Here is a 23,793-nt window from a genome sequence, read left to right as displayed (position 1 = left end):
CAACGGAGTTTGGAAGGAGGAACCATGCAACAGACATTGAACCCCTGGATCACAAGCCCCGCCACCGACAACGCGGAGGAGGAGGTACAGGACGCGCACCTGCCGCCCGCGGCAGTGATTAGTGCGCCGCTGAGGGGAGTGGTTGAACCGGACGCTGCAGACCGTCTGTCCCGCCGCACGGTCTCAGGTTCTGCAGTGCTGTGGGTCACCGGCGCTCACGGTGGATCCGGTGAAAGCCGCATCGCTGGCCTTCTCGAAGGGGCGCGCGTCACCGGTCACTGCTGGCCTGTTCTCCGGGACGGCAGCATGCCGCGGGTGCTGCTGGTCTGCCGTGCGGATATGCGCGGGCTGACAGCTGCACAGAGCGCGCTGACGCAGTGGGTATCAGGCGCGGCACCCGAGCTTGTTCTGCTCGGCCTCGCCGTCCTGGCGGACGCACCGGGGAAGACTCCCAAACCCTTGCGTGACTTCGCCGCCATCGTCGGCGGGGGAGCGCCCCGGCTGTGGACCCTGCCCTGGGTCGAGGCCTGGCGGCACGGGGACGCCACAACGCCGCCGCCGGGCCGCGAATACGAACGCTTCATCACTGACTTGGCCGTCCTGGCTACCGACACCACACCCGGCACCACCAACTGAAAGGTCTCACCATGAACCCCTTCGCGGTACTTGACGGAAGCGTTATCCCCAACCCCACCCCGGTCGTCCCGGCACAGGCAGGTGGCCTGCTCACGATCCTGAACTGGGCCTCCGGCATTGGCCTGGTCCTCGGCGTCCTGGGCGTGATCATCGTCGGCATCGGCATGGTGATCCAGCTCCAGCGCGGCGAAGGAGCCCAAGCCATCGGCAAGCTCGGCTGGGTCCTGATGGGCTGCATCATCATCACCGGTGCCTCGGGCATCGTCCGCGCCTTCGTCTAAGCCAGCACTATCAACGGGAGGTTCAGCATGAGCCAGTCAACAGAGAGCACCACCGAAAGCAATCCGTTCACCAAACCCGGTTTCATCATTGCTGCCGCGCTGGTGGTCGCGCTGATTGCAGCAGCCATCGTCATCTTCCTGCTCCCCAAAGGACAGGGGAACGCACAACCGGCCCCCGGGACGGCGGGGCCCGGCAGCTCAGCCACAACGAGCCCCACCGCCCACGCTGCCGCTGACAAGAGCGTCTGCGGACTGCCCTCAAGCACGGAAACGGCGCTGGGGGCAGCGCCTAAATCCAAGTGGGAACTTGTAGGAAAAATGGCGGCACCCACCGAGCCCAAGACCTTCGGTCCGGGCGTGACAGACGGAGACGGCTTCAGATCATGCTTCGCGAAGTCCCCAACTGGTGCCCTATATGCGGCCGCCAACATCTTGGCTTTGGGCTCCTCTGGAGATCCTGTCCTCAATCGGAAAGCAACAGACAAGCTCTTGATGCGCGGGCCGGGCCGGGATATCGCTAGGGCAGACTCCTCGACAAAGTCCACGTCGAACACAACCGTTCAATTTCGCGGCTTCGTAATCAAGAGTTACTCACCTTCCGCAGCAAACGTTGACATCGCCTTTCAGACCGACAAAGGGATGCTTGGGCACGCGGTCCTTCCTTTGCAATGGGCCGATGGGGACTGGAAACTGGCAATTGCCGATTCCGGTCAATTGATCAACGAAATAGCCCAACTTCGAGACCTGAGCGGCTTCATCGCCTGGTCGGGAGCCTGACGTGGCAGAAAAAGCATGTGGACCCATTGATGCCGGATGTGCAGTCGGGAACTGGGTCTCAGGGCTCGCCGATGACGCCATGGGCAACATGGCGAAGGCCATCATGGAGGGCATGAGCCAGATGGTGACGACTCTGTCGACTTTCTGGGTGTCCATGCCCACGGTGAACCTGGCCAGCGAGGACGGAACGACGCCGAGTCCCATCGTCTCCATGGTGAACAGCGAATTGATGGTCTGGACTCTGACGCTGGCGGTTCTCGCCGTCATTCTCGGCGGTATCCGGATGATCTGGGAACAGCGCGGAGCACCGCTGAAAGACCTGCTGCGGTCCCTCGTCACGCTCACACTTGTCAGTGGCTTGGGCCTGGGCGTCATCTCGATTCTGGTAGTCGCCGCGGATGCTTTCTCTGCCGCCATCATTGAGCGTTCCACGGACGGAAAGGGCTTTGCTGAGTCGATGAACCTCCTGATCGTGTCCGGCCAGACGGGGGTGGGCGTTTTCATCCTTATCGTTCTGGGATTGATCGGGTTGCTTGCCTCCCTCGTCCAGATCGTCCTGATGGTGGTCCGCAGCGGCATGTTGGTGATCCTGGCGGGCATCCTGCCCACCACCGCGGCTTTCACGAACACGGAGATGGGAAAGCAGTGGTTCCAAAAAGCGGTTGGCTGGACCATCGCTTTCATCCTCTACAAACCAGCTGCGGCCATCGTCTACTCGGTCGCATTCCTCCTCATGGGCAGCAGGGGGAAGGACGGCCTGATCGGCTCCATCACTGGATTCTCGCTAATGGTTGTCGCCCTGTTCGCTTTGCCCGCGCTGATGCGCTTCGTGACGCCCATGGTTGGTGCCGTCGCCTCCGGCGGCGGAGCAGGGGCCGGTGCAGCGGTCGGGGCCATGGCCACAGGCGCTGTGTCCCTGGGCCGCAGCGGCAGCGGTAAGGGCAATGCCGCCCCGACCCCGGCGAGTACACAAAGCAACCAGCCAGGAACAGCTGCGAAGGGCAGCAACGGAACGCCGGGCCCCAAGGGAAGCGGCGGCCAGCCGACACCCGGGGCTACCGGCCCGGGCGGGGCCACCAGCACCGCCACAGCCGGCGCAGCAGGCACCTCTGGCGCCGGGGCAGGAGCTGCCGCCGGCAGCGCAGGCACCGCGTCGGGTGCGGCGAAGGCCGCAGGTCCGGCTGGCATGGCCGTCGCCGTCGGAGCACAAGCAGCGTCCAGGGTTTCTCAGGCCGCACAACAGACCGCGCAGGATTCAACCGGCCAATCAGAAACAACGGAGGGCCCCAGTGGCAGCAATTAATACCGAATACAAGGAACCGTCCTACGGCAACTGGCGCGTCCCGCGTTCTGCCGGGCTGGGCAGCCTCGGCGCGATCGGCACCGGCATTGTCATGGCCGGGTTGTTGGCCGGGATCATCACCTTCGCGCTTCTTGGCCTGTTCCCGGGCCTTGCTGTCCTGGCCGTGGCCGGGGCCAGTGCCCTGTTGCTGACGGTCAAGGACAAGCACGGCCAGTCCGTTGTTGACCGTTTCGGAACACGGATGAGCTTCCGTCTCTCCAGGTCCTCCGGAACGAACCTCTACCGATCCGGCCCGCTCGGTGTAACGCAGTGGGGAATGTACCAGCTGCCCGGCCTGGCCGCGAAGTCGACCCTGTACGAATTCGCCGACTCCTACAAACGTCCGTTCGCGCTGCTGCATGTGCCGGCCACCAGCCACTACACCGTGATCTTCTCCACCGAACCCGACGGTGCGTCCCTGGTGGACCCGGAGCAGGTCGATGCGTGGGTGGCGAACTGGGGCGGCTGGCTCGCCGGGCTGGCCGATGAGGCTGGTTTGGACGCCGCGGCGGTGACGGTCGAGACCGCACCGGACTCCGGCTACCGGCTCCGCAATGAGGTCATGATGAACATCGACCCGAACGCCCCGGATTTCGCCAGGAACGTGCTCCACGAGGTCGTAAACACCTACCCGGAAGGCTCGGCCACGGTCCGGGCCTGGGTGTCCCTGTCCTTCAACGCCTCCCTGCGGACGGGATCGAAGAAGCGCACACCCGAGGACGTGGCCCGAGACCTCGCGTCCCGGATCCCCGGCCTGTCGGCCCGGCTGCAGTCCACCGGTGCCGGCATCGCCAGGCCGATGTCCGCGCAGGAACTCTGCGAGGTCGTCCGGATCGCCTACGATCCGCCCGCGGCCCTGATCATTGATCAAGCCCACGCCGCCGGCTCCCCGGTGTCCCTGACCTGGGGCGAGGTCGGACCCTCCGCGACGCAGGCGGCCTGGGATGACTACCGGCATGACAGCGCGTTCTCAGTCTCCTGGACCATGACCGGTGCCCCGCGCGGGTCGGTGAACTCCTCGGTCCTGTCCCGGTTGCTGGCCCCGCACGGGGACATTGACCGCAAGCGGATCTCGCTGCTCTACCGTCCGATGGATTCGGCCCGTGCCGCCGCCGTGGTGGAGCGGGACCAGAACAACGCCAACGTCCGCATCACCTCCGGGACCCGGCCCTCCGCCCGCGCCCTGGTCGATGCCCGCTCCGCCGTGCAGACCGCGGCCGAGGAAGCCCAGGGCGCCGGGCTGGTGAACTTCGGCATGGTCGTCACGGCCACCGTGACCGACAAGGAACGCCTCCCCGACGCTGTCGCCGCCGTGGAACAGACCTCCGGCACCGCCCGGGTGCTGCTGCGCCGCGCCTACGGCACCCAGGACACCGCGTTCGCCGCGTCCCTGCCGCTGGGGCTGGTCCTTCCCAAGCACAGCCTGCTGCCCTCCGAAATCAAGGATGCCCTGTGATGGCCCGCATGAAACTCTTCGCCCGACCAACCAAAGCGGTTGGTGCGCCGGTCAAAGATGCGCCGAAGAAGAAGGCTGAGAAGGAACCGCGTCAGGCCGGGCCGGCTGCCCGGGGCTGGACCGGACGCGGCGGCGGGATGGCCCAGCTCGTTCCGTCCGTGAAGGAATACCGGGGAACCACGGTTCAGGTCTGCGGGCTGTGGCCGTTTTCCTCCGGGGCGTCCTCGCCGATGATCGGCGTCCCGCTTGGACGCCATGAGGAGACCCAGGCCACGGTCTGCTGTGACCCGGTCAGCTGGTTCCAGCGGGCACGCCTGATTTCCAATCCGTCGGCGTTCATCCTGGGCAAGCCGGGGCTGGGAAAGTCCACCGTGGTGCGCCGGATGTTCATCGGACTCTCCGCGCAGGGCGTCCACCCGCTGATCCTGGGGGACCTCAAAGGCGAGCACGTCAAAGCGGTCCAGGCACTCGGCGGCCAGGTCATCAAGCTCGGCCGCGGCGTCGGCTACCTGAACATCCTCGATCCCGGCCAGGCCGTCGAAGCGGCGCAGCTGCTCGAAGACAGCGGCCACCATGAGGACGCCGCCCGGGTCCGCGCCGACGCGCACGGCCGGCGCCTGACCATGGTTGTCTCCCTGATCACGATCAGCCGGAACAACCCGCCCACCGATCAGGAACAGACCATCCTGGACCGGGCCCTGCGGGTCCTCGATGACCGGTTCGACGGTGTACCTGTCCTGAAGGACCTGTTGGACGTGATCATCTCCGCACCCGATGAGCTGCGGCAGGTCGCGCTGGACCGCGGAGACATGGCCGTCTACCTGCAGGAAACCCGGGCACTGGAAGCAACCCTGCTGGGCCTGACCGGGGGCGGGAAACTGGGAGAAATCTTCTCCCGGCACACCACCAACCCCATGAAGCGCGACCGCGCCGTGGTCTTCGACGTCTCCAGCATTGACGAGACCGAAACCGACCTCCAAGCTGCAATTCTGCTCGCGTGCTGGTCCTACGGTTTCGGCACCGTCAACGTCGCCAACGCCCTCGCGGACGCCGGGCTGGAACCGCGCCGGAACTACTTCGTGGTCCTGGATGAACTGTGGCGGGCGCTGCGCGCCGGTAAAGGCATGGTGGACCGGGTGGACGCCCTGACCCGGTTGAACCGCTCCGTCGGTGTCGGGCAGATCATGATTTCCCACACCATGTCCGACCTGCTGGCACTGCCGGCCGAGGAGGACCGGATGAAGGCCCGCGGATTCGTTGAACGCTCCGGCATGGTGATCTGCGGCGGACTCCCGGCCTCCGAAATGCCGCTGCTGACCTCGGCCATTCCGTTGTCCCGCCAGGAACAGCAGAAGCTCATCTCCTGGCAGGACCCGCCCGCCTGGGACTCCCGCGGGCTCGACGTCGAACCGCCCGGACGCGGGAAGTTCCTGATCAAGGTCGGCGGGCGGCCCGGGATCCCGGTCCTGGTGGGACTGACGTCCCTGGAGCAAGGCCCGGACGGAGTCAACGACACCGAGGCTAAGTGGAGAGAGAACGTTGAGAAGTTCGCGTGAATTTTGACGCTTTGGGCGCGAACCTGAGCATGCCCGGGGGTTACAGCCTGTGTGGGTGCTCAGGTTCGGGGAACCTGTTCGCCCTCAAGGGTGAGGTCCGGGTGCTCGACGGTGTTGAGGTAGCGGGTGGCGCCTTCGACGCTGAGCCCGAAGAGATCGCAGACGCGGCGGACGTCGCCGCCGGTCGCGTGGATCTCGTGCAGGATACGGTCCTCGCGCAGCGCCTGCGGCCGCAGCGTCAACCCGTTCCAGGGGTACTGCCGACTGACGGGCAGGAGCCTGGGCGCCGTACGCCGGTTGATGAGCAGGTGCGGGTTGGCACTGCCTGGCCAGGTCCGGTTGCGCTGGTCGAGCCAGGCCGCCATGCGGGTTCGCACGGGCGCGGCCAGCGGAATGTCGCGGGTGCCCAGCACCAGATGTCCGTCGCTGATGTCGGTGAGCCGCAGCTCGCTGAGCTGTTTCTTGGTCAGCGCGTGGAAGGCGACCAAGGCAACCGCGAGGGCGACCACCGGGTTCGGGGAGTTCAACTCCTCGCGGATCACTGCGGCGTCCAGAGCGAAAGGGATAGTGCTGCCCTTCGGGGACGCCTTCATCCCGCGGGTCGGATTCGCGAAGATGAGCCGGCGGCCTTTGAGGGTCGTGAAGAGCGACTTGAGCCCGTTCCCGGCGACGTGGCGACGGACCCTCGTTTCGTCCAGCGCGGCTGTGATGTCGTCGCGAGTGATCTCGGCGAAAGACTGGAAGCCTGCCTCGGCCCAGGCGTGGATGATGGGTTCGATGCCCATGATGTGCGCCCTGATGGTCCCTGGGTCGCGCGGGATCTGCCGTGGCGCCTGGTGGGCGCCGCTGGTCAGGACCTGCAGCCACACCTCGAGCTGGTCCTTCATGACCGGCGGCAGGGTGCTGGTCTTGGCGGCGAAGTAGCGTTCGATCCGGGTCGGCCGGTCCTCGATGAGCAGTCCGGCCGCGGCCAGAACGTCGATCGTGGAGATGACGTTGCCCGAGTATTGGCGCAGCTGGAGGACGTCGGTGGCGCGGATCTTCGCGGTCGGGCCGAGCCGGAAACCCTGCAGCAGCCGAAGCGACCGGGTCACGTCGTTGCGTTGCCGCTTGCTCCAGCCGGCCCTCTGGGCGTGTTCACGGACGATGGCGGCGCAGTAGCGGGTCAGGTCTCTGTCTTCGAGGCGGGCACGCGCCGCGACAACCTTCGGGTCGGGCGCCATATCGAACAACGTCATCTGCACACCGTGGTCGGCGCCGGGCAGGGTGTTCTTGTCCCGCCGCTTCCATGGGGCGCGTTGGTCCGGGCTCAACGGTGGTGCTCCCCGACGTGCGAAGGTCATGTTGGCGAGGAAGAGTTGGTGCCCGGCCTGATTCGCGCCGGCCAGGTCCAGCCCATGTCCGGGCTCCTGGAGCATGCGGGCCTGTTCCAGACACAGGCGGCAGGCCCGCCGCTCTCCGATCCGGGCCGCGCGCCCGCAAAAGTCGCAGATTCCTTCCGGGTTGTGGGAGCGCCACCAACGACACTGCCAGCACGTCCAGTTGTATCGGCGGTAGACGCCCCACGCCAGACAGCCCCTGCAGGAGCCTGGGTATTGCGGACTGCCGGGATGGCAGCCGGCGCACAAGCCCTGGCTGAAGTAGCCCATGCTGGTGCCGCACTTGGAACACGGCGGTGCGATGAACGGGCCGCCGGGAAGGCAGTCATAGCAATAGTCCACCCGCGGGTGAACCCAGGCGACGCGGTTGATCTGGCAGCGGGGGCACATCGATGGCGGCCGCAGCGCCGCCGCCGGGCCCGGGGCAGGACTCACAACAGCCCTGCCTATAGGGGCGGCTCGGACCGCGGCCTGCCGAATCTCGGCGTGACGACCGGCGATACCCCGCCATTGCCTGAGCCGTGGCCCTGGTCACCGCCGTTGACGGTCTCGGTCGCGCGTGGACGACGTGCAGCGACCTTGTCCGGCTCGGGACTCATCAGGTCCGTCGGCGTGCACTTCAACACTGAGCAGAGCACGTCGAGCTCCTCCAGTCTCATCGTCGCCGGTGTCCCCGCCCACCACGAGGACATCTTCCCGGCGCTGATCTCCAGCCCGGCATCGGCGAGCATCCGGCGCATCTGCGCCGACTTCCAGACCCCGCGTTCAGCGGCTCTGATCCGCAGATTCCACAGCACGGCCTCATCCCTCCTTCGGTGTAGTCGCGAAGCGGGACTCGACCCGCTCATTGGCGTTCTTCCATGCCAGTTCGACGTGCTCGCTGCGCACGTGGATGTAACCCGAGGTAGTCGCGAGCCACTGATGCCCCAGCAACTCCTGGAGGGCCTTGATGTCCATCCCTGCCCCGTACAGCGAGGAAGCGCAGTAATGCCGCAGAACGTGGGGCGTCATCCGACCCGACCATGCCGGCAACCACTGCTCGACCTGCAACCCCAGGCTGCGCCGCAGCGCGTTGCCACCGACCCGGCCGCATCGCCCAAGCTCGCGGTCGAACCGCTCCGAGGGGAGCAAAGGTGCGTCGGGGTCAGCCCAGTCCTCGCCGCACTGGTGTCGGACCTCGCCCAGCCACCAGTCGATCAGCTCTGCCGCGCCATTGATCGCGGGCACCAGACGCGGCTTCGGGCCACGGCCCTGTGCTCCCTTGCCGAACCGGACATGGAGCTTGCCGAACCCGCCCAAGTCCGGGCGCCAGTCACGGATGTCGAGCATCACCGTCTCGTTGATCCGCAACCCCAGCCGACGCCACAGCGATGCAGCGAAGTAGTCCCGCGCGGCGGGCAGATACTTGCGGGCCTGCGGGATCGAGTGCCGCCAACAAGTAAAGAACGCGTCGATCTCGGCATCAGACGGCGGCACTCTGACGTTGCCCAGCGCCGCCCCGGACTGGCGGTTGAACTCATCGATGGGCTGCTCTACCAGCACGCCGGCCACCCGATGGATCCGGCCCTGATAACGGCTGATCATGAAAACAACGCGAGTGTCCCTGCCTTGCCGGCCCTGGTGCTCACACTGCGACCCAGCCTGCGCTGCTCGGCCAGGAACCGGTCGGCGTCCTGGCAGGTCGCCGCCCACAGCGGGCCCGTCACCGAACGAGCGAACTCAATAATCGTCGCCCGGGTATTGCGGATATGCGAGTCGCTCAAACCAGCCGCTGCCATCGCCAACGCGTACTGGTCAACGATCTCCTGCTCGAAATCCTCGGCCGCCTGCACACTCCAGAACGCCGGATCCATGGCGCCGCCACCGGGCAACGCCACCAGCACCATCAGCTACCAACTTCAGAAGGAGCGAGCATGCGTCGACATTACGCCCAAACCGTCACTCTCGTCGATGGTTCGTCGATTCGGGCCCCAAGGGGCTCCGAACCGACATCACCTACTCAAACGCGACTCCCGGCCGCAGAACAGGCCAACGAACCTGAGCGAATAGAGATAATCCCGGAAATCCTCCTCGAGCCAACGACCCCTGCCGTACCGGCTGAGGGAGGCACGCTGTGAGCGCACCGAACCGTAAAGGAATGGGCCTCGGCGATGCCCTGCTGGTCTGGTTCGCCATCGGCTTCATCGTCGTCTTCGGCGGCGGGACCTACGCGGCCGCGCACCTCGGCTCCTGGATGGCCGGCATCGACTCACCCCCCAAACATCCGATTGATCTGATCGCCGGGCTCATCAAGGGCCGGGTGCCCTGGCCCGTCCAGTCCACCGTCGCGGCCGCCCTTATGGCAGGGGTGATCCTGGTCCTGACCATCGTCGTGCTCGTGGCCTGGAAGAAAGGTTCGTCCAAACGTGCCCGCGTCGACAAAGCCGCCCGGTACCTGGGTCGAGGGAAGTCCCTGGCCGCGTTCTCCGAGAAGGGAGCCAAAGCCACCGCCGAGCGCCTCGGCGTGACAGACACCCCCGGAATCGTCGTCGGCAAGGTTGTATCCACCGGCCAGACGTTCATTCAGTCCTGGGAAGACCTCAGCCTCGATATCTGGGGCCCCCGTACCGGTAAGTCAACCTCCCGGGTCATGCCCGCGATCCTGGACGCACCCGGTGCTGTGGTGTCGACCTCGAACAAGCGTGACGTGGTGGACGGCACCCGTGGCGTCCGCGAGCTCACGGCCCCGGTATGGGTGTTTGATCCGCAGAAGATCGCGCAGGAGGAAGCACAGTGGTGGTGGAATCCGCTCTCTTATGTCACGGATGAAGAGAAGGCGTACAAGCTCACCCAGCACTTTTCTGTCGGTTCACGGGTGCCGGGGTCTAAGCCGGATGCCTACTTCGACCCCAAAGCCGAGGACATCCTCTCCTCCTACTTCCTCGCGGCCGCACTCGGCGGGCTGCCCATCACCCAGGTCTACCTGTGGGTCACGGAGCAGGTCAGCCAGGAACCCATCGAGATTTTGAGGGAGCATGACTACGAGCTGCAGTACAAGGGTCTGGAGTCCACGCTGAAGCTGGCTGACAAGCAGCGTGACGGTATCTTCGGCACGGCCGAGAAGATGATTCAGTGCCTCAAGAGCAGGAACACGCTGCGCTGGGTCGCCCCGGCCCACGGCGCATCCGTGGCCACGGACGCCCGACGCCAGTTCACCCCGCACGACTTCGCCGCCTCACAGGAATCGATCTACATCCTCTCCAAGGAAGGCGCCGGCTCTGCCGCCCCGCTCACCACAGCGCTGACCGTGGCGATCGCCGAAGCCATGGAGGAACGCGCCGAACGCAGCGGCGGCCGCCTGCCCAAGCCCGCGCTGTTCGCCCTCGACGAGCTGGCCAACGTCGTCCGCTGGGCAGCCCTGCCGGACCAGTTCAGCCACTACGGCTCCAAGGGCCTGATCGTCATGGGCATCCTGCAGTCCTGGTCACAGGGCGTCGAACTCTGGGGTGAGGCGAACATGCGGAAAATCTGGTCCGCCGCGAACGTCAAGGTCTACGGCGGCGGCGTCGCCGAAGAAGGGTTCCTCCGAGCCCTCTCGGACCTGATCGGGGACTACAGCTACACCAACGTCTCCATCTCCTCCGGAAAGACCGGATCCAGCCGCTCCCGCCAAGAGGGCAAGGAACGCATCTTCGACGTCTCCAACCTCGCCGAACTCGACCGCGGCCGCGCCGTCGTCCTCGCCTCCGGCGCACCCGCCACACTCGTCCGCACCCTGCCCTGGTACACCGGACCCCACAAAGACGCCGTCGAGGCGTCCATCAAGACCTACAGCCCCCGCCCCGAGGAACCGGACGAACCCGTAGCGGCTGTGCCGGCACCCCATGCCGCCAATCCATGGATCACGACGTAGGGGAGTTTCCGCCATGACCATCGACATCGGCCGCTTCAGCACAGCTTCCAGCACCGGCGAGACAGAGGCACCTGCGGAAAGGCCGGCCGAAGAGCAGAAGCCACCGGAACTGGTCTACGGCTCAGCCGAAGAGTTCCTGCACGAACAGCTGCTGCCCACCTACGTCCGCGACGTCGACGGCCGCGCCGCGAAATGGTGCATCGAGTGGTACTTCCACCCCGAAGCCGTCTCCCGCGTCGAAGCGCTGTGGCGGGCATGGGAACACCTCCGGCTCGACGGGGCCACAGGGATCAGCGTCTGGTTCAAAGACCACGCAGACCACCACATGAGCGTGCTCCTGGACCCACGCGGGCCGTACTACAAATGCGACATGCAGAAGCACCGCGATCCCGAACATTTGGAGCCACAAAAGGCTCCCGAAGGCTGGTTCCCCGATGTCCGCCTTGATTCCGCCCGGCCGCAAGGGGTGGGCTCCTAGGGGAGGCGGAGCCTTCAGTGGACCCGGGTGCACCTCGAACTTGCTAGTTACCGCTCCGGCGCGAGGATCGATAGCACGACAAAAGATGAGCCACTGCTGTTACGAGAGCGGCAGCCGTTTTTGCGGTGACCGCAGAGGCCGATGGCCTGTTTGAAAAACAGCTGTACCGCGGGGCTGCATGTGACCAGGCGCGGCTTTGGGTCGCCGCAACCCTAGAGCAGTGAGAAGGAGGAATATTCCAAGAATGGCCAGGAACAAATTTGCCATCACATTACTCCTATCCTGGCTGGCGGCTCTCTTCGAGCCAACCATCCGAAAAGTCGTGTTGGTATCTCAGGGGCTGGTGGTGCGAGACCTTGAAGATGGATTGATCCGGAGTGGAACCGGGGCCTCCCGAGTTGCGAGAGTCAGGAGGCTCCGGTGGCTGCATTCCTCTGAGGAACGGAAGGGTCACATGCGCATGGTTTGCGGCGTCGTGATCTTAGAGAATTCCTTGATGTCCGGTCCCAGCCGGTACAGCCGTTAGCCGAACCACTTCCGGGGATTTGGCGATGTGGGGCTTGATTCGGTCCACTAAGGCGGCCACCGGATCTCCATCCAGGTGCGTCTGGAGAAGCTCCTCCGACTCCCATTTTTCGAGCAGGACTACAGAGCGGTTTTCAGCCCTGTGGAGGGCGAACATTAGGCAGCCCGGCTCAGCATGAACCGCAGGGATGGACTCCCTCAGTGCATCGATGAGGTTCTGCTCGTGCCCTTCGTGCGCTTCGAAGTGGGCGGTAACTATGACACTCAAGAAATACTCCTTTGGTTTGTGGATCAACCTAACTAACGTTAGCTCGGGCGGCGTAGATTGGATAGAGGCCGCGGCAGCCTTATTCGAGTGCTGCGAGCGGTGCCCGCGATCCCAGCGCAAAAATTGCGAACCCTGAATGCGAGGGGCTTCTGCCGATAAGCCAGCCATAAGACTCCGAGGCAGCGGGCCAGATTTTCCAAAAGGTGCTGCTTTCTGGTGTGATATCTGCTACATTGCTACCTAACGTTAGTTAGGCACTACTGGCGTTAGAACATCGACCGCGCAGAGACGCGCAGGGAGGAAGGGCTCTCATGGCTGGAAGGCTTGAAGGCAAAGTAATTGGAATCACTGGCGGTGCCAGTGGTATGGGCCTGGCGTTCGGTGAGGCCTTCGCCCGTGAGGGTGCGAGGGTCCTGATCGTCGATCTGAACGAGGACGCTGCGAAGAAGGCTGTCGAGGACATCGTCGAAGCTGGCGGCTCGGCCGCCTATGCCGTCGCAAACGTTGTTGACCGGGCCCAGGTGCGCGCAGCGGTTCAAACAGCAGTCAGCGAGTTTGGCCGCCTCGATGTCTGGTTCAATAACGCGGGCTTTAATGCCCCAATGCAGTTCCTCGACATCACGGAAGAGAACTTCAGGAAGGTTTTGGATATCAACGCCTTGGGCGTGCTAATCGGCACCCAGGAAGCGGCCAGGCAGATGGTCGAGCAGGGACAGGGCGGCAAGATCATCAACACGTCCTCAATTGCCGGCAGGGAAGGGTTCCCCACCTTTGCTCCCTACAGTGCTTCGAAGGCTGCCGTCATTTCCTTGACCCAGTCCGGGGCCAAGGCGCTGGCCAAGCATGAGATCACCGTGAACGCCTTTGCTCCGGGTGTCGTTGCCACGCCCCTTTGGGACAAGCTGGATCAGGACCTGTACGCCATTGGTGACATTGAGAAGCCCGGAACGGCGCTGAATGAGTATGAGAAGGGCATCATCCGTGGCCGGAAGGCGTACCCGAAGGACATCGTCGGCACCGCGCTCTTCCTGGCTTCGGGCGACTCCGATTACATGACCGCCCAGTGCATCATGATCGACGGCGGTATGACCCTGGTCTAGGAGGAGGTTTCCATGAGGCTCGGCACCGCCCGGAACGGCGATCACAGCCGTGCATTCCGGCAAGACGAAACCGGCACCTACTACTACGCCGTTCATGACGTGGGGCAGCTCCTGAATACTCCGGAATGGACTTCACTTCCCGCGCAGCAGGGCGAAGCGCCTGACCCTGAAGACCTCCTGGCCCCGATCTGCAGGCCGGGCAAGACCATCTGCGTCGGCCTGAACTACTACGACCACGCCGCAGAAGTCGGCAAGACGGCTCCGGAAGTGCCGACCTTGTTCGCCAAGGTCTCCACCGCTTTGACCGGGCCCCGGGCCGAGATCCGCTTACCCGACCTGAGCGCAGAAATCGACTGGGAAGCAGAACTTGCAGTCGTGATCGGCACACGAACCAACCAGGCCGACGAGCAGCGGGCGCGGGAGGCGATAGCAGGCTACACGGTGTTCAATGACCTGAGCGTCCGGGATTGGCAACGCCGTACCTCGGAATGGTTCCAGGGCAAGAATTTCGATAAATCCTCACCGCTGGGTCCGGTCATCGTCACACCCGACGAAGTTTCTCCCGAGGACGGCTTGCAAGTCGAAACCCTTGTCAACGACAGGGTGGAGCAGTCGGGTAACACGTCCGACCTGATCTTCAGCGTCACGAAGCTGGTGGTTTACATCAGCCAGTTTCTGACGCTGGAGCCCGGAGACATCATAGCTACCGGCACTCCCGGAGGCGTCGGCTTCGTCAAGACACCGCCGCGATACCTGCGGGACGGGGACGTGATGAGGACCCGGATTGAAGGAATCGGCGAGTTGCGCAACACCATCCGCATCGGAACGGCTGACTGAGCTTCCCCCAACACGGCAGAACCAACCAAGTTTGAACAGTGCGCCAGAGGCGCACTTAAGGAAGGAAGAAGAAAATGACCGAACAGCGCATCGAGTACAAGCGCCCCAGCGTACAGAAGGGAGACGATCTCCCCTTTCTGGACCAGGACCAGACTTCACAGGCGCGGCGCTATGCCGGTGTGACGCCCCGGAACACCGAGGTCGAGCACCTCTGGTTCGGAAAGGTGTACACGGCGGTAGGCGAGGCTTCCGATCCGCATCACCACGGGGTGGCCGAAACCGGGGGCTATGTCCTGCAGGGCAGCGCATACCTTCGTTTTGGGGAACGATTCGAGGAGATCGTCTACGCGGATGAAGGAGACTTCATCTTCGTACCCCCGCACATGCCGCACATCGAGGGAAACGCCAGCCGCAGTAAGGAACTGATCTGGCTCACCACCCGCCAGCCGGACAACATCGTGGTGAACCTCCCGGATCATGAGGTCGCGGACATCGAGATTGACTACCGCGACTAAGAGTTGGACAGGAAAGAGGGCTCCCGATCATTCACGATCGGGAGCCCTCTTTCGAATCGATATCCCTTCAGCCATCCATTTCAGGAGACAACCCCATGATCCAGCACATCGTAGCTTTCCGCCTTTCCGGCAATGACGTCGAGGAAAAGCGCCGGCAGTCATCGTTGGCCCAGGCTGAACTCAGGAAACTGGACACCGGCCGGATTCCCGGACTGCTGGACCTGCGGGTACGGCCGGATCTGGGAAAGGTCACCGCCCACTGGGATCTGGTTCTCGTTTCCCACCATGAATCCGAAGCCGCCCTGGAGACCTACATGGAACATCCGCTGCACCTGGCCGTGGCGCGGGAAGTCGCGGTGCACGTCGCCGAGAAGGCGATCATCGATTCACGGGTCTGAGCCGAAGCAAACGGGGGTGCCCCTGAATACTCTGAGTATTCAGGGGCACCCCGTCGTCGCAAGCGGTTACTTTGTGCTGCTGAGTAGGTGCGCGTCCAAGGTCGCTAAGGAGGTGCGGATGGCGACTTCCGCGATGCCATCCAAGGCAGCGATGTCACCGTTCCAGCGGCTCCATGATCGGACTCCATCCAGGACGGTGAGGACAATCGCGATGGTCTGGTCGAGGTCGCCCTGATAGCCCATGTCCAGGGCAGCGCCTTTGAACAGCCCGGCGTTCAAATCAACGAGGTGGCTAATTTCTTCGCGGGTTTCGGGCGGGAGGAACCCGCTGATCCGGTCCGTTGCGAGCATCAGGTCGAACATGTCATTTTCAGGAGTCTGCAGCTGGCGCCGGATGTGTTGATCGACAAGCGTCGTCCAGAATTCCATGGCGTCAGCCGTGCGTTCGACTGCCTGGATGGTCCCGGTAGCAAATTGGGAGTAGTGCCACGTAAGGGCTTCGCTGACGACCTCATCCCGACCGCCGGGGAAGTGACTGTACAGGCTAGGTGCCTTGACGTTCACCTGCCTGCCGAGGGCCCGCATTGTGACTGCTGAATAACCGGCGGTAGTGGCGATGCGTAGGAACGCCTCAAGTATGAGTCGTCGTCCATCGGTCAGGTTCGTCCAGTCGAACGAAGCTATCTGGTCGCGCACGACGTCAAGAGCCTGCATGCGCTGCGGTCGCTCTAACATTTCTCTCCTGAATCTGTTTGGCATGGCCAGCTGCCGGCAGATGGCCACCTGCCTATCTTAAGTCCACTCATCAGCCATGATCGCCGCCAACGGCCGTTCACGTCCCAAGCATGCGGGGACGCTGACGGGGAAAGCGGCGCTGGCCGAGGCTGTGGAGGGGGCGCTGTCTCCAGCCCCCCCCGTCCACAGTCCAGTCAGGACAGGTCGACTGGTCCTGTGTCCCTCCGGCCAAGTCCCTGGTAGATCTGCGGCTTGGCCCATCGGAAGTATGCCGCAACGAGGGTTCCGAGGAGGAGGCTTGCGCCCAGAACGTACAGCAGTCCAAGGTTCTGCCCTGGTTCACCGCCGACGACGAGTTCGAAGCGCATGATGGCGAACACGACAACGGCCGTAAGTGCCAGGAAGGACACGATGGGTGCGACGAAGACTTTCCAGATGTTTTCGCTGGCGGGCACTCCCTTGCGGAAGAAGAACACCGCTACGGCAAGGCTCACCAAAGCCATCAGGACGAGAACGCCGGTGGAACCGAGGCCGGCCATCTGACCGTAAAGTTGAGCGGCGTCGGTGCCTGCGACGACGAAGGAAAGCAGGGCCAGTGCAACCACGATCGAGACGGTGATAGATGCCAGGTGAGGGGAGTGATGGCGCTTGTGAACCCTGGAGAGATAGGGCGGCAGCGCCCGGTCAGAGCCGATGTTGAACAGGTACCGGGCGATGACGTTATGGGTTGAGATCAGAGCAGCAACACAGGAGGAAGCGATGAGGACCAGCGCGACGTTCGAGAAACCCGGCATGACGAATCGGTCGAGTGCGTCGTTGAACATGCCCGTCGTATTGTTGGTGGCGGTATCCACGGCCTTGGAGCCGTAGGCGCTGACGAGTGCGTAGCAGGACAGGCAGTACAGCAGACCGATGAGGATCACGGCGAGATAGGTGGCCCGGGGAACAGTCTTGTTGGGGTTTTTGACCTCGTCCCGGTACATGGCGGTGGCTTCAAATCCGATGAAGGTCAGGAAGGCGAACAGCAACGCAACGCCCACCTCGCTTTGGGAAAAGAATTCCACCGGGTTGAACGGTGCGGCGGAAAGTCCTTCCGCTCCTCCCTTGGAGAGGGTCGCGACATTGAACGTCATGACGACCACGACTTCGAGGATCATGACCACGCTCAGCACCTTCGCTGAGAGTTCGATGTTGAAGTAGCCGAGAACACCGACGATCACAAAAGCGGTGTAGGACCACACCCACCAGGGGGTCTCTGGTCCGCCGAAACTCTGGACCAGCGCAGACATGGTGATTCCGGTGAAGGAGTATAGTCCCGTGATGATCATGGAGTAGGAGACGATGGCCAGGTAGGCGCCGCCGAGCCCGATGATCTTGCCTAGGCCTGTGCTGACGTAGGCGTAGAAGGCGCCCGGGCGCGGGATGTGCTTGGTCATGGTCGTGAATCCGACCGCGAAGATGGTCAGGGCGACCGTGGCCGTCAGGAAAGCGACGGGGGACGTAGTGCCGCTGAAGATGACCGTGAACGCGATGAAACCCGAGACTGTGACGATCGGGGCGGAGAAGGCGAGCACGCTCAGCACGAGCTCGGTGATGCCCATGTTGCCGGTGAGACGGCTGGTCGTCGTCTCCGAGGCTGGGCGGGTGTTCAGTGTCGTGGGAGGGGGATCATTCCTCATCTTGTTTGCCTCTTTTTTGGATGCGAATCAATGGATGGACCTGGTGCCGCCCCAAGCTGGCCGCCAGAAAGAAGTGGGACCCTAAGGATCCCGCCTGCGTAGCCGCCCGCCAACATGTGTGGTGCGGGCGGCCGTGCAGGATTCAGGAGCGGACGCGGGCGATGGCGCCGATCTCGATAAGGGCGCCTTCTCCACCGAGGTCAGAGACTCCGAAGCCTGTCCACGTAGGGTAAGGAGCTGTGAAGAAGCGCGACTTCACCGGCAGGAACCATTCGTTCGTGGCAGCCATTCCTCCCTTATGGAAGGTCTGCAGCTGAACAATGTCACGCAGGGTAGCCCCTGCCTCGGCCAGTACACGCTGCACGGCGAGAATCGCCAGCTCAGCCTGACGCGCACCGTCAGCCGGGATCGCGCCGTTCTCGTCGATTCCGAGCTGGCCGGAAACGAAGATCAGGTCGCCCGTTCGCAGTCCCGGAGCCAGCCCGTAGGTTTCGCCCACCTCTTCCGTTCCCTCTGGAACGAGGTAGGTAAAACCGGCAGCGGTATCTTCTGTCATTGATGGCTCCTTAGTCATCAGGCGGCACCTGCCGCCAGGGTCTTGTGCGTGGCCAGGATGCTGTGGGCTGCGGCTTCGCCGGCCTGGACAGCACCTTCCATGTAGCCGGTCCACATCGGCGCGGCTTCAGTGCCGGCGAACCGGAGTGGCCCCACGGGTGCGTTGAGGGCGTTGCCGATGCTGCTCAACAGACCCGGTGGCAGGACGGTCACCGGGGCGCCCATTGTGTACGGGACGCTCGGCCAATCCGTCTCGTGGTATCCGAGTGGGTGGGCGGCGTCAGGGCCCAGAACTGCGACCAGCGAATCGAGCACCGCCTTCTTCCGGGCTTCGGCGCCGAGGGCGAACCAGGCGTCGTAGTCCTTTCCTCCGATAAACGCCACGATAGTGGACCAGTCGTCCCCGGGCCGGGTGACGTCCAGGGAAAGGTAGCCAAGGTCGAGATCGAAAATTTCGCCTGAAAGGCCGGCATCACGCCAGAACGGGCGGTCATAGCGCATCTGGACCTTCGACTCCCGACCCATGGGCGCTCGGGCCTGCAGCTGCCGGCGGGGAAGGGGCAGTTCAGGTGAAAACTGGATGGTGTTCGCCGCGGACGGCGGAACCGCGATGGTGGCCGCCGGTGCGGTGAACCGGCCCTGCGCCGACTCCACTACGACCAAGTCATTGGTGTAGGAGATGGCGTGAACGGGTGCCTCGGTGACGACAGTGATCCCAGGCAGTTCTGCGATTCGCTGCGAGATCTGCTGGGAGCCGCCGAGCCAAAGGGCATCGTTGGCGGTGACCTGCAGAGAGCGCATGCCTTCGCACTTAGCGACGTACTGCGCCCAGAACAGCATGGACATCTCCGAGGTATCGGCACCGACGATGATATTCAGATCCGTGGTGACGATGCGACGCACCACCGGATTGGCAACGTTCTGCTCAAGCCACGACGCAACGGTGATGCTGTCCAGTGCGATGTCCTCAGGGGTGTTCCACGGCCCCTCCGCTCCGACCTGCTTGGCGAGTTCATCGAACAGTGCGTTTGCCTTCGACAGCTCCACTTCCAGGTCGGTGGCCCCGGCGATGGACTCCGGGTAGCCCCCATCAGGAGCCCTCACGACCTGCCCTTCGACGCGGTAGCTCATATCGCCCTTCGGTCGCGCCGGAACCCAGGCCAAGCCAAGTCCCTCCCCCAGAGCTCGCGAACGATGATGGGTTGTTCCAATGAGCATGCCGCCCAGATCAAGAGGACCGCCCGGGACATCCGGGTCAGAATGCGTGCGGCCTCCCACACGGTCCTTCGCTTCGAGCACCGTGACCCGCAGGCCCTCGCTCGCCAGAGTGTAGGCGGCGGCCATTCCAGACAGGCCGCCACCCACGATGATGGCATCGGTCTGGTTGCCGGCCTCATTAACAGTGGTTGACATTGTGAAGCTCTTCCTGCTTATGGGAGCCCACGATGCGATCGCCAGACGGCTCACGACCGCAGCTCCCCTCAGTGATGTACCTAACGCTAGAGAGTGACCTAACTAACGTTAGGTAGCAATCAATTTAGCAGGAATAGGCTGAAGTAGCAGCACTTTTCTGAAATATTCTTTGACCGGCCCTGCACTCGTCGGCTGTCCCCAGCCGCAGCAGTAGTCCCTGGCAATGGGACACGCCCCTCGGGGCGTCCCCTCTACTAACTGGTGGGGCGAAGCGAACATGCGGAAAATCTGGTCGGCCGCCAACGTCAAGGTCTACGGCGGCGGCGTCGCCGAAGAAGGCTTCCTCCGCGCACTCTCTGACCTGATCGGGACTACAGCTACACCAACGTCTCCATCTCCTCCGGCAAGTCCGGCTCCAGCCGCTCCCGGCAGGAGGGCAAGGAACGCATCTTCGACGTCTCCAACCTCGCCGAACTCGACCGCGGCCGCGCCGTCGTCCTCGCTTCCGGCGCACCGGCCACACTGGTCCGCATCATGCCCTGGTACACCGGGGCCCACAGGGAAGCCGTGGAGGCGTCCATCAGGAAGTACAGCCCCAGGCCGGAGCAAGACGAAGTGCCGCTCGCTGCAGCAGCTGCCGCCAACCCCTGGGTCACCGGGCAGAAGAAACTATGGCGCGCCATCGCCAACCGCTACACCACTGCGTCTCCGTCGCGGGCGAACGGCATCAGTTCGATGAGCTGTGGCCTGGCTATATCCCGGTGAAGACCCGGTCCAGAACCAGGCCTTCGAGCTGACGCTCCTCGTTCTGATCCAGGTACTCACGCGCACACTCCCAATCGGCTGACCAGCCACCGCCGGCCTCCAACACTCATCCTGTCAGGTGAGTTCTAGGCCTATCTCGGAAGAACGTCAAAAGCAGCAAAGCCGGTTTGGTTGTGGTTTTATTGCACTCAACCGACCAGCTCTCTCAATTTGAATCACCTTCATTTGACTGAGAGGTCAGCGGTACTACAAATGACTGCTTCTGCGACTTGTTGGATGTGGTCATCGGTCATTGCTGTTGAGAGGGCAAGGAGTCCATTGGAGCCGGCCAGGACGCCCTTATCGTAGAGATTCCACCAAAGGGATTCGATGTCTGGGGTGACTATGCGCATCAGTGATCCGAAGCCGTTGACCGGAATTCCCGCGGATTTCAGTTGACTGCGCAAGCGGTCGCCTCGGATGTTCAGATCTAATACGGCTTCTTCGTCGTATAGGCGGAGGGCAGAGAGGCCAGCTGCCATAGTCACGGGGTTGGCGGTGAACGTGCCACCCCACATGACGTTGCCGGTCGTTGTTGGGCTGAACGTCTTGAGAATGTCGGGGCTTCCGCCGATCGCTCCGGCGGGAAAACCGCCTCCAATGATCTTCCCTACCGAGATCAGGTCCGGCTCCACGCCATAATGTTTATGAAACCCCCCCCAGCTAAGGCGAAGGCTGATCACTTCGTCTACCGCTAACAGCACATCGTATTGCCGTGTGAGTGCCCTGAGCTCTTGGACGAATTCCTGGGTTGCTGGTTGCAGCCCCGCGCGGTTAGGCATCAGGTCGATAAGAACCGCTGCAGTTCTGTGGCTGTGGTTTTGGAGTGCATCCGAAAGAGCCCGGAGGTCGTTTTGGGGGAGCACAATAACAGATTGTCGTGTCGAAGCCGGGACGCCCAGCGATTTTTGGTCCACAACTTCATCGCCGGTGCCGTGGTAGCTGCCCTCGAAGCGGATGATGATGTCGCGCCCCGTGTGGGCTCGCGCTGCGCGAAGCATCATGAGAACGGCTTCAGTTCCCGAGTTGCAGAAGCGCCACTGCTGGATACCGGTTCGTTCTGCAAGGCACTCAGCCATTTCCACTTCGTACCTGGTCGGCAGGCCGAATGCAGTTCCCTTTTTGGCGGCATCAAGAGCGGCGTCAAGGACTTCTTCCTTGGCATGCCCATGTATCAGGGATGTGTAGTTGTTGTTGCAGTCGATGACCGATCGTCCGGTTTCATCGGTGACAAGGGCGCCGGAACCTTCGGCGGCATACGGTGGATGGGGAGGGACGAACACGGTCGAACGAGTGTTGCCGCCTGGCATGACCCTCTTGGCTCGATCGAAAATGTCGGGCAAATGTTTGGTGGACGTTGGCATTGTGTCGATTCTCTTCAGCTGGGGCGTTGGGGGCAGTCCCTGGCCTGCTTGTGTAGGCCAGGGACTGCGGGTCAGCGTACGGCGACGGCATCGATTTCGATGACGGCACCTTCGGCGGCCAAGTCACTGACTTCGACAAGGGTGCTGGCCGGTTTTGTGTCGGGCCAGCGAGTAGCCCGCAGCCTGTTCACTGCGGAACGTTCGCTGATGTCGGTGACGTAGACAGTGAGCTTTACCAAGGAGGCTGGAGAAGAACCTGCTGCATGAAGGATCGACTCGAGTGAGTCCAATATTCGCGCTGTCTGAGCTTCGATGTCCCCCGGTTCAGGGAGCTGTCCGGAGGCGTCAAAGCCGAGCAGGCCGGACACGTGCACAAAATCTCCGGCGATTACGGCGTGCGAAAAGTGACCGCGGGGGCTTGGTACGTCAACGCTTAACACTTCCGTCCTCTTTGTTGGATGTGTCATACTCTGGCCTCCTGCAATGTATTTTTCTGCGCTCTCGAAATTGCCGTGAGCGTCGAGGTGAAGGCTTGGATGGCAAATTCGAGATCTTCCTCGGTCCAGGCTGCATTCGGACCAAAGGTCCTGCTGGTAAGCCCGAGCCCAGTGTTGGCCAATCCCAAGCACATTAGGCGCCACAACCCGTGGTCTGCACGTTCGGCTGACGCGAAATCAATGACTTCTTCACTGGTGAAGTGGAGTCCCACGCACGGGCCGTCACCAGTGACTGCCAGCGGGGTTGCAAGCCTTGCCGAGAGGCCGCGTAGGGCCTCTCGTAGCTTGTCGCCCTTAGACGCCGCTTCTGTGAATACCTCCCTGGTTGTTAGTCGCATCGTAGCTACGGCCGCGGCAAGGGCAACAGGATTTTGAGCATGCGTGTTTGATGCGCTGATTGGTTGCTCAAGAATGTCGGCCCGCCCGGTCACTACGGCGACAGGCAGGCCGCCGCCGAGCATTTTGCCCATGACAATCAGGTCCGGCGCTTCAAAGCCGTAGTACTCACTTGCGCCGCCGACAGCGAATCGACATCCAGTTATGACCTCGTCAAGGATGAAGAGCGTCCCATGGCGCTGTGTGGCAGAGCGGAGGCCTTCAAGGAACCCATTTCTTTGATGCACAGCGCCGGGGATCGTCATCATGGGTTCAACGATCACTGCCGCGACTGACCCCGGATGGAGGTCCAGGGCCTCGTTAATGGCTGCCAGATCGTTGAACGGCACGGTGATGATGTTGTCATGTGCAGTTGGTGAGATACCCGCTTTTGACGATTGTTCGCCGAGGAGGGCGTCGTGTTGGCCGTGGAAGCCGCCAGCTACCCTGATGACGGTCTGGTGCCCTGTAAAGGACCGGGCGAGACGCAGCGCGTACGTATTGGCTTCCGACCCGGAGGGGGCGAACACGACCCGTTCCGCACCCGGGATGCGTTCGCACAACTGTTGCGCGAATTCGTCCCGAATGGGGGAGGGGTGCATCGCGCCTCCAGGCGCCCCCCCTTGGTTCATAGCGTCGTGCACTGCGGCGGCCACGACCGGGTGGGACCGTCCAATAAAGCTTGCGTTCCACCCAGCGTTGCAGTCCAGGATGTCATTGCCATCCACGTCAGTGAAATGGGAACCCGATCCCTGCTGGATGTAGACGGGATACGGCATTCCCGAGTTGAACCGGCTTCGCTGACCTTTGGCAATGAAATTTTGTGCGGACTCGTTCGCCGCCTTCGATCGGGCATTTCGCCGGTGATACGTCTCCAACCACTCAGCCTCGAGTGCCTTCAGCGTGCTTGTGCTGGTCATAATTTTTCCTA

General features: G+C 63.1%; 25 protein-coding genes and 1 pseudogene. 14 read left to right on the top strand and 12 right to left on the bottom strand.

From position 1 onward, the window contains the following. The first annotated feature begins 24 nt into the window (after positions 1-24). From AC1DDO_RS17285 to AC1DDO_RS17260, 6 genes are read left to right on the top strand one after another with little or no spacing between them, the layout of a single operon-like run. Positions 25-636, top strand: coding sequence for a DUF6668 family protein (locus AC1DDO_RS17285; RefSeq protein WP_476972386.1), 612 nt, complete (start codon positions 25-27; stop codon positions 634-636). Positions 637-647: 11 nt separating this feature from the next. Then, on the top strand, positions 648-917 hold the full coding sequence (locus AC1DDO_RS17280) for an integral membrane protein (protein WP_028275338.1): 270 nt from the start codon (positions 648-650) through the stop codon (positions 915-917). A 27-nt stretch (positions 918-944) separates the two neighbouring features. Further along, entirely contained in the window at positions 945-1,694 is a 750-nt protein-coding gene (locus tag AC1DDO_RS17275) for a DUF8175 domain-containg protein (RefSeq protein WP_476972385.1), read from the top strand. A gap of 1 nt (position 1,695) precedes the next feature. Further along, entirely contained in the window at positions 1,696-2,997 is a 1,302-nt protein-coding gene (locus tag AC1DDO_RS17270; RefSeq protein WP_476972384.1) for a TrbL/VirB6 family protein, read from the top strand. Further along, the gene (locus tag AC1DDO_RS17265; protein WP_476972383.1) at positions 2,984-4,492 is read left to right on the top strand and encodes an SCO6880 family protein; all 1,509 of its coding nucleotides are present in this window, start codon (positions 2,984-2,986) and stop codon (positions 4,490-4,492) included. Before AC1DDO_RS17270 ends, AC1DDO_RS17265 begins: the two co-directional genes overlap by 14 nt. Further along, the gene (locus AC1DDO_RS17260) at positions 4,492-6,048 is read left to right on the top strand and encodes a helicase HerA domain-containing protein (RefSeq protein ID WP_476972382.1); all 1,557 of its coding nucleotides are present in this window, start codon (positions 4,492-4,494) and stop codon (positions 6,046-6,048) included. The genes AC1DDO_RS17265 and AC1DDO_RS17260 overlap by 1 nt, the downstream gene beginning before the upstream one ends. Before the next feature lie 59 nt (positions 6,049-6,107). On the opposite strand, the gene AC1DDO_RS17255 is transcribed toward AC1DDO_RS17260, so the two are convergent. From AC1DDO_RS17255 to AC1DDO_RS17240, 4 genes are all read right to left on the bottom strand, one after another. Then, on the bottom strand, positions 6,108-7,466 hold the full coding sequence (locus tag AC1DDO_RS17255) for a hypothetical protein (protein WP_476972381.1): 1,359 nt from the start codon (positions 7,464-7,466) through the stop codon (positions 6,108-6,110). Between the two features lie 407 nt (positions 7,467-7,873). Next, entirely contained in the window at positions 7,874-8,224 is a 351-nt protein-coding gene (locus AC1DDO_RS17250) for a helix-turn-helix domain-containing protein (protein ID WP_476972380.1), read from the bottom strand. 4 nt (positions 8,225-8,228) lie between these two features. Then, a complete protein-coding gene (locus AC1DDO_RS17245; RefSeq protein WP_476972379.1) occupies positions 8,229-9,011 on the bottom strand; it encodes a tyrosine-type recombinase/integrase in 783 nt (260 codons plus the stop codon). Next, positions 9,008-9,313 carry a hypothetical protein gene (locus AC1DDO_RS17240; RefSeq protein WP_476972378.1) on the bottom strand — a complete coding sequence of 102 codons (306 nt, stop codon included), beginning with the start codon at positions 9,311-9,313 and terminating at the stop codon, positions 9,008-9,010. Before AC1DDO_RS17240 ends, AC1DDO_RS17245 begins: the two co-directional genes overlap by 4 nt. 227 nt (positions 9,314-9,540) lie before the next feature. On the opposite strand from AC1DDO_RS17240, the gene AC1DDO_RS17235 reads away from it, so the two are divergent. After that, positions 9,541-11,319 (top strand): type IV secretory system conjugative DNA transfer family protein, encoded by a 1,779-nt coding sequence (locus tag AC1DDO_RS17235; protein ID WP_476972377.1) that lies wholly within the window; start codon positions 9,541-9,543, stop codon positions 11,317-11,319. A 13-nt stretch (positions 11,320-11,332) separates the two neighbouring features. Continuing rightward, entirely contained in the window at positions 11,333-11,797 is a 465-nt protein-coding gene (locus tag AC1DDO_RS17230; RefSeq protein WP_476972376.1) for a DUF4913 domain-containing protein, read from the top strand. Positions 11,798-12,278: 481 nt separating this feature from the next. Here the strand turns inward: AC1DDO_RS17230 and AC1DDO_RS17225 are convergent, their stop codons facing one another. Continuing rightward, a complete protein-coding gene (locus AC1DDO_RS17225) occupies positions 12,279-12,590 on the bottom strand; it encodes a putative quinol monooxygenase (protein ID WP_476972375.1) in 312 nt (103 codons plus the stop codon). 311 nt (positions 12,591-12,901) lie between these two features. On the opposite strand from AC1DDO_RS17225, the gene AC1DDO_RS17220 reads away from it, so the two are divergent. From AC1DDO_RS17220 to AC1DDO_RS17205, 4 genes are all read left to right on the top strand, one after another. Next, the gene (locus AC1DDO_RS17220) at positions 12,902-13,690 is read left to right on the top strand and encodes an SDR family NAD(P)-dependent oxidoreductase (protein WP_476972374.1); all 789 of its coding nucleotides are present in this window, start codon (positions 12,902-12,904) and stop codon (positions 13,688-13,690) included. 12 nt (positions 13,691-13,702) lie between these two features. Beyond that, positions 13,703-14,527, top strand: coding sequence for a fumarylacetoacetate hydrolase family protein (locus tag AC1DDO_RS17215; RefSeq protein ID WP_476972373.1), 825 nt, complete (start codon positions 13,703-13,705; stop codon positions 14,525-14,527). A gap of 74 nt (positions 14,528-14,601) precedes the next feature. After that, positions 14,602-15,042 carry a cupin domain-containing protein gene (locus AC1DDO_RS17210; RefSeq protein WP_476972372.1) on the top strand — a complete coding sequence of 147 codons (441 nt, stop codon included), beginning with the start codon at positions 14,602-14,604 and terminating at the stop codon, positions 15,040-15,042. A 95-nt stretch (positions 15,043-15,137) separates the two neighbouring features. Beyond that, the gene (locus AC1DDO_RS17205; protein ID WP_476972371.1) at positions 15,138-15,440 is read left to right on the top strand and encodes a Dabb family protein; all 303 of its coding nucleotides are present in this window, start codon (positions 15,138-15,140) and stop codon (positions 15,438-15,440) included. A 66-nt stretch (positions 15,441-15,506) separates the two neighbouring features. On the opposite strand, the gene AC1DDO_RS17200 is transcribed toward AC1DDO_RS17205, so the two are convergent. The 4 genes from AC1DDO_RS17200 to AC1DDO_RS17185 form a co-directional block, all read right to left on the bottom strand. Next, positions 15,507-16,175, bottom strand: coding sequence for a TetR/AcrR family transcriptional regulator (locus AC1DDO_RS17200; protein ID WP_476972370.1), 669 nt, complete (start codon positions 16,173-16,175; stop codon positions 15,507-15,509). A gap of 194 nt (positions 16,176-16,369) precedes the next feature. Continuing rightward, positions 16,370-17,854, bottom strand: a complete 1,485-nt coding sequence (locus AC1DDO_RS17195) for an APC family permease (protein WP_476972369.1) — start codon at positions 17,852-17,854, stop codon at positions 16,370-16,372. Positions 17,855-17,996: 142 nt separating this feature from the next. After that, complete coding sequence (locus AC1DDO_RS17190; protein WP_476972368.1) at positions 17,997-18,410, bottom strand: Rid family hydrolase; 414 nt, start codon at positions 18,408-18,410, stop codon at positions 17,997-17,999. A 17-nt stretch (positions 18,411-18,427) separates the two neighbouring features. Continuing rightward, positions 18,428-19,822, bottom strand: coding sequence for a flavin monoamine oxidase family protein (locus AC1DDO_RS17185; RefSeq protein WP_476972367.1), 1,395 nt, complete (start codon positions 19,820-19,822; stop codon positions 18,428-18,430). A 223-nt stretch (positions 19,823-20,045) separates the two neighbouring features. Between AC1DDO_RS17185 and AC1DDO_RS17180 the strand changes: the two are divergent. Both AC1DDO_RS17180 and AC1DDO_RS17175 read left to right on the top strand, forming a co-directional pair. Continuing rightward, positions 20,046-20,150 (top strand): annotated as a pseudogene (locus AC1DDO_RS17180) (hypothetical protein); the annotation flags it as partial. Between the two features lie 206 nt (positions 20,151-20,356). Then, positions 20,357-20,587: a hypothetical protein gene (locus AC1DDO_RS17175; protein ID WP_476972398.1), complete on the top strand. Its 231-nt coding sequence runs from the start codon at positions 20,357-20,359 to the stop codon at positions 20,585-20,587. Between the two features lie 221 nt (positions 20,588-20,808). Here AC1DDO_RS17175 and AC1DDO_RS17170 read toward each other — a convergent pair whose 3' ends face one another. The 3 genes from AC1DDO_RS17170 to AC1DDO_RS17160 form a co-directional block, all read right to left on the bottom strand. Then, positions 20,809-21,990, bottom strand: coding sequence for an aspartate aminotransferase family protein (locus AC1DDO_RS17170; protein ID WP_476972366.1), 1,182 nt, complete (start codon positions 21,988-21,990; stop codon positions 20,809-20,811). Between the two features lie 71 nt (positions 21,991-22,061). Beyond that, entirely contained in the window at positions 22,062-22,457 is a 396-nt protein-coding gene (locus AC1DDO_RS17165; RefSeq protein WP_476972365.1) for a RidA family protein, read from the bottom strand. Next, complete coding sequence (locus AC1DDO_RS17160; protein WP_476972364.1) at positions 22,454-23,782, bottom strand: aspartate aminotransferase family protein; 1,329 nt, start codon at positions 23,780-23,782, stop codon at positions 22,454-22,456. The genes AC1DDO_RS17165 and AC1DDO_RS17160 overlap by 4 nt, the downstream gene beginning before the upstream one ends. Between the last annotated feature and the right edge of the window lie 11 nt (positions 23,783-23,793).

Source organism: Arthrobacter sp. 10N43 (assembly GCF_056394525.1).
The sequence above is the reverse complement of the archived record's forward strand: the minus strand, read 5'-3'. Positions and strand labels throughout refer to the sequence as shown.

What these genes read in the sequence shown, in the direction of transcription:
- AC1DDO_RS17210 (WP_476972372.1), top strand. Translation starts at nt 14,602, where the DNA reads ATGACCGAACAGCGCATCGAGTACAAGCGCCCCAGCGTACAGAAGGGA.
- AC1DDO_RS17215 (WP_476972373.1), top strand. Translation starts at nt 13,703, where the DNA reads ATGAGGCTCGGCACCGCCCGGAACGGCGATCACAGCCGTGCATTCCGG.
- AC1DDO_RS17185 (WP_476972367.1), bottom strand. Translation starts at nt 19,822, where the DNA reads ATGTCAACCACTGTTAATGAGGCCGGCAACCAGACCGATGCCATCATC.
- AC1DDO_RS17195 (WP_476972369.1), bottom strand. Translation starts at nt 17,854, where the DNA reads ATGAGGAATGATCCCCCTCCCACGACACTGAACACCCGCCCAGCCTCG.
- AC1DDO_RS17220 (WP_476972374.1), top strand. Translation starts at nt 12,902, where the DNA reads ATGGCTGGAAGGCTTGAAGGCAAAGTAATTGGAATCACTGGCGGTGCC.
- AC1DDO_RS17260 (WP_476972382.1), top strand. Translation starts at nt 4,492, where the DNA reads ATGGCCCGCATGAAACTCTTCGCCCGACCAACCAAAGCGGTTGGTGCG.
- AC1DDO_RS17230 (WP_476972376.1), top strand. Translation starts at nt 11,333, where the DNA reads ATGACCATCGACATCGGCCGCTTCAGCACAGCTTCCAGCACCGGCGAG.
- AC1DDO_RS17170 (WP_476972366.1), bottom strand. Translation starts at nt 21,990, where the DNA reads ATGCCAACGTCCACCAAACATTTGCCCGACATTTTCGATCGAGCCAAG.
- AC1DDO_RS17165 (WP_476972365.1), bottom strand. Translation starts at nt 22,457, where the DNA reads ATGACACATCCAACAAAGAGGACGGAAGTGTTAAGCGTTGACGTACCA.
- AC1DDO_RS17280 (WP_028275338.1), top strand. Translation starts at nt 648, where the DNA reads ATGAACCCCTTCGCGGTACTTGACGGAAGCGTTATCCCCAACCCCACC.
- AC1DDO_RS17240 (WP_476972378.1), bottom strand. Translation starts at nt 9,313, where the DNA reads ATGGTGCTGGTGGCGTTGCCCGGTGGCGGCGCCATGGATCCGGCGTTC.
- AC1DDO_RS17190 (WP_476972368.1), bottom strand. Translation starts at nt 18,410, where the DNA reads ATGACAGAAGATACCGCTGCCGGTTTTACCTACCTCGTTCCAGAGGGA.
- AC1DDO_RS17285 (WP_476972386.1), top strand. Translation starts at nt 25, where the DNA reads ATGCAACAGACATTGAACCCCTGGATCACAAGCCCCGCCACCGACAAC.
- AC1DDO_RS17255 (WP_476972381.1), bottom strand. Translation starts at nt 7,466, where the DNA reads ATGCTCCAGGAGCCCGGACATGGGCTGGACCTGGCCGGCGCGAATCAG.
- AC1DDO_RS17160 (WP_476972364.1), bottom strand. Translation starts at nt 23,782, where the DNA reads ATGACCAGCACAAGCACGCTGAAGGCACTCGAGGCTGAGTGGTTGGAG.
- AC1DDO_RS17275 (WP_476972385.1), top strand. Translation starts at nt 945, where the DNA reads ATGAGCCAGTCAACAGAGAGCACCACCGAAAGCAATCCGTTCACCAAA.
- AC1DDO_RS17245 (WP_476972379.1), bottom strand. Translation starts at nt 9,011, where the DNA reads ATGATCAGCCGTTATCAGGGCCGGATCCATCGGGTGGCCGGCGTGCTG.
- AC1DDO_RS17175 (WP_476972398.1), top strand. Translation starts at nt 20,357, where the DNA reads ATGCCCTGGTACACCGGGGCCCACAGGGAAGCCGTGGAGGCGTCCATC.
- AC1DDO_RS17205 (WP_476972371.1), top strand. Translation starts at nt 15,138, where the DNA reads ATGATCCAGCACATCGTAGCTTTCCGCCTTTCCGGCAATGACGTCGAG.
- AC1DDO_RS17200 (WP_476972370.1), bottom strand. Translation starts at nt 16,175, where the DNA reads ATGTTAGAGCGACCGCAGCGCATGCAGGCTCTTGACGTCGTGCGCGAC.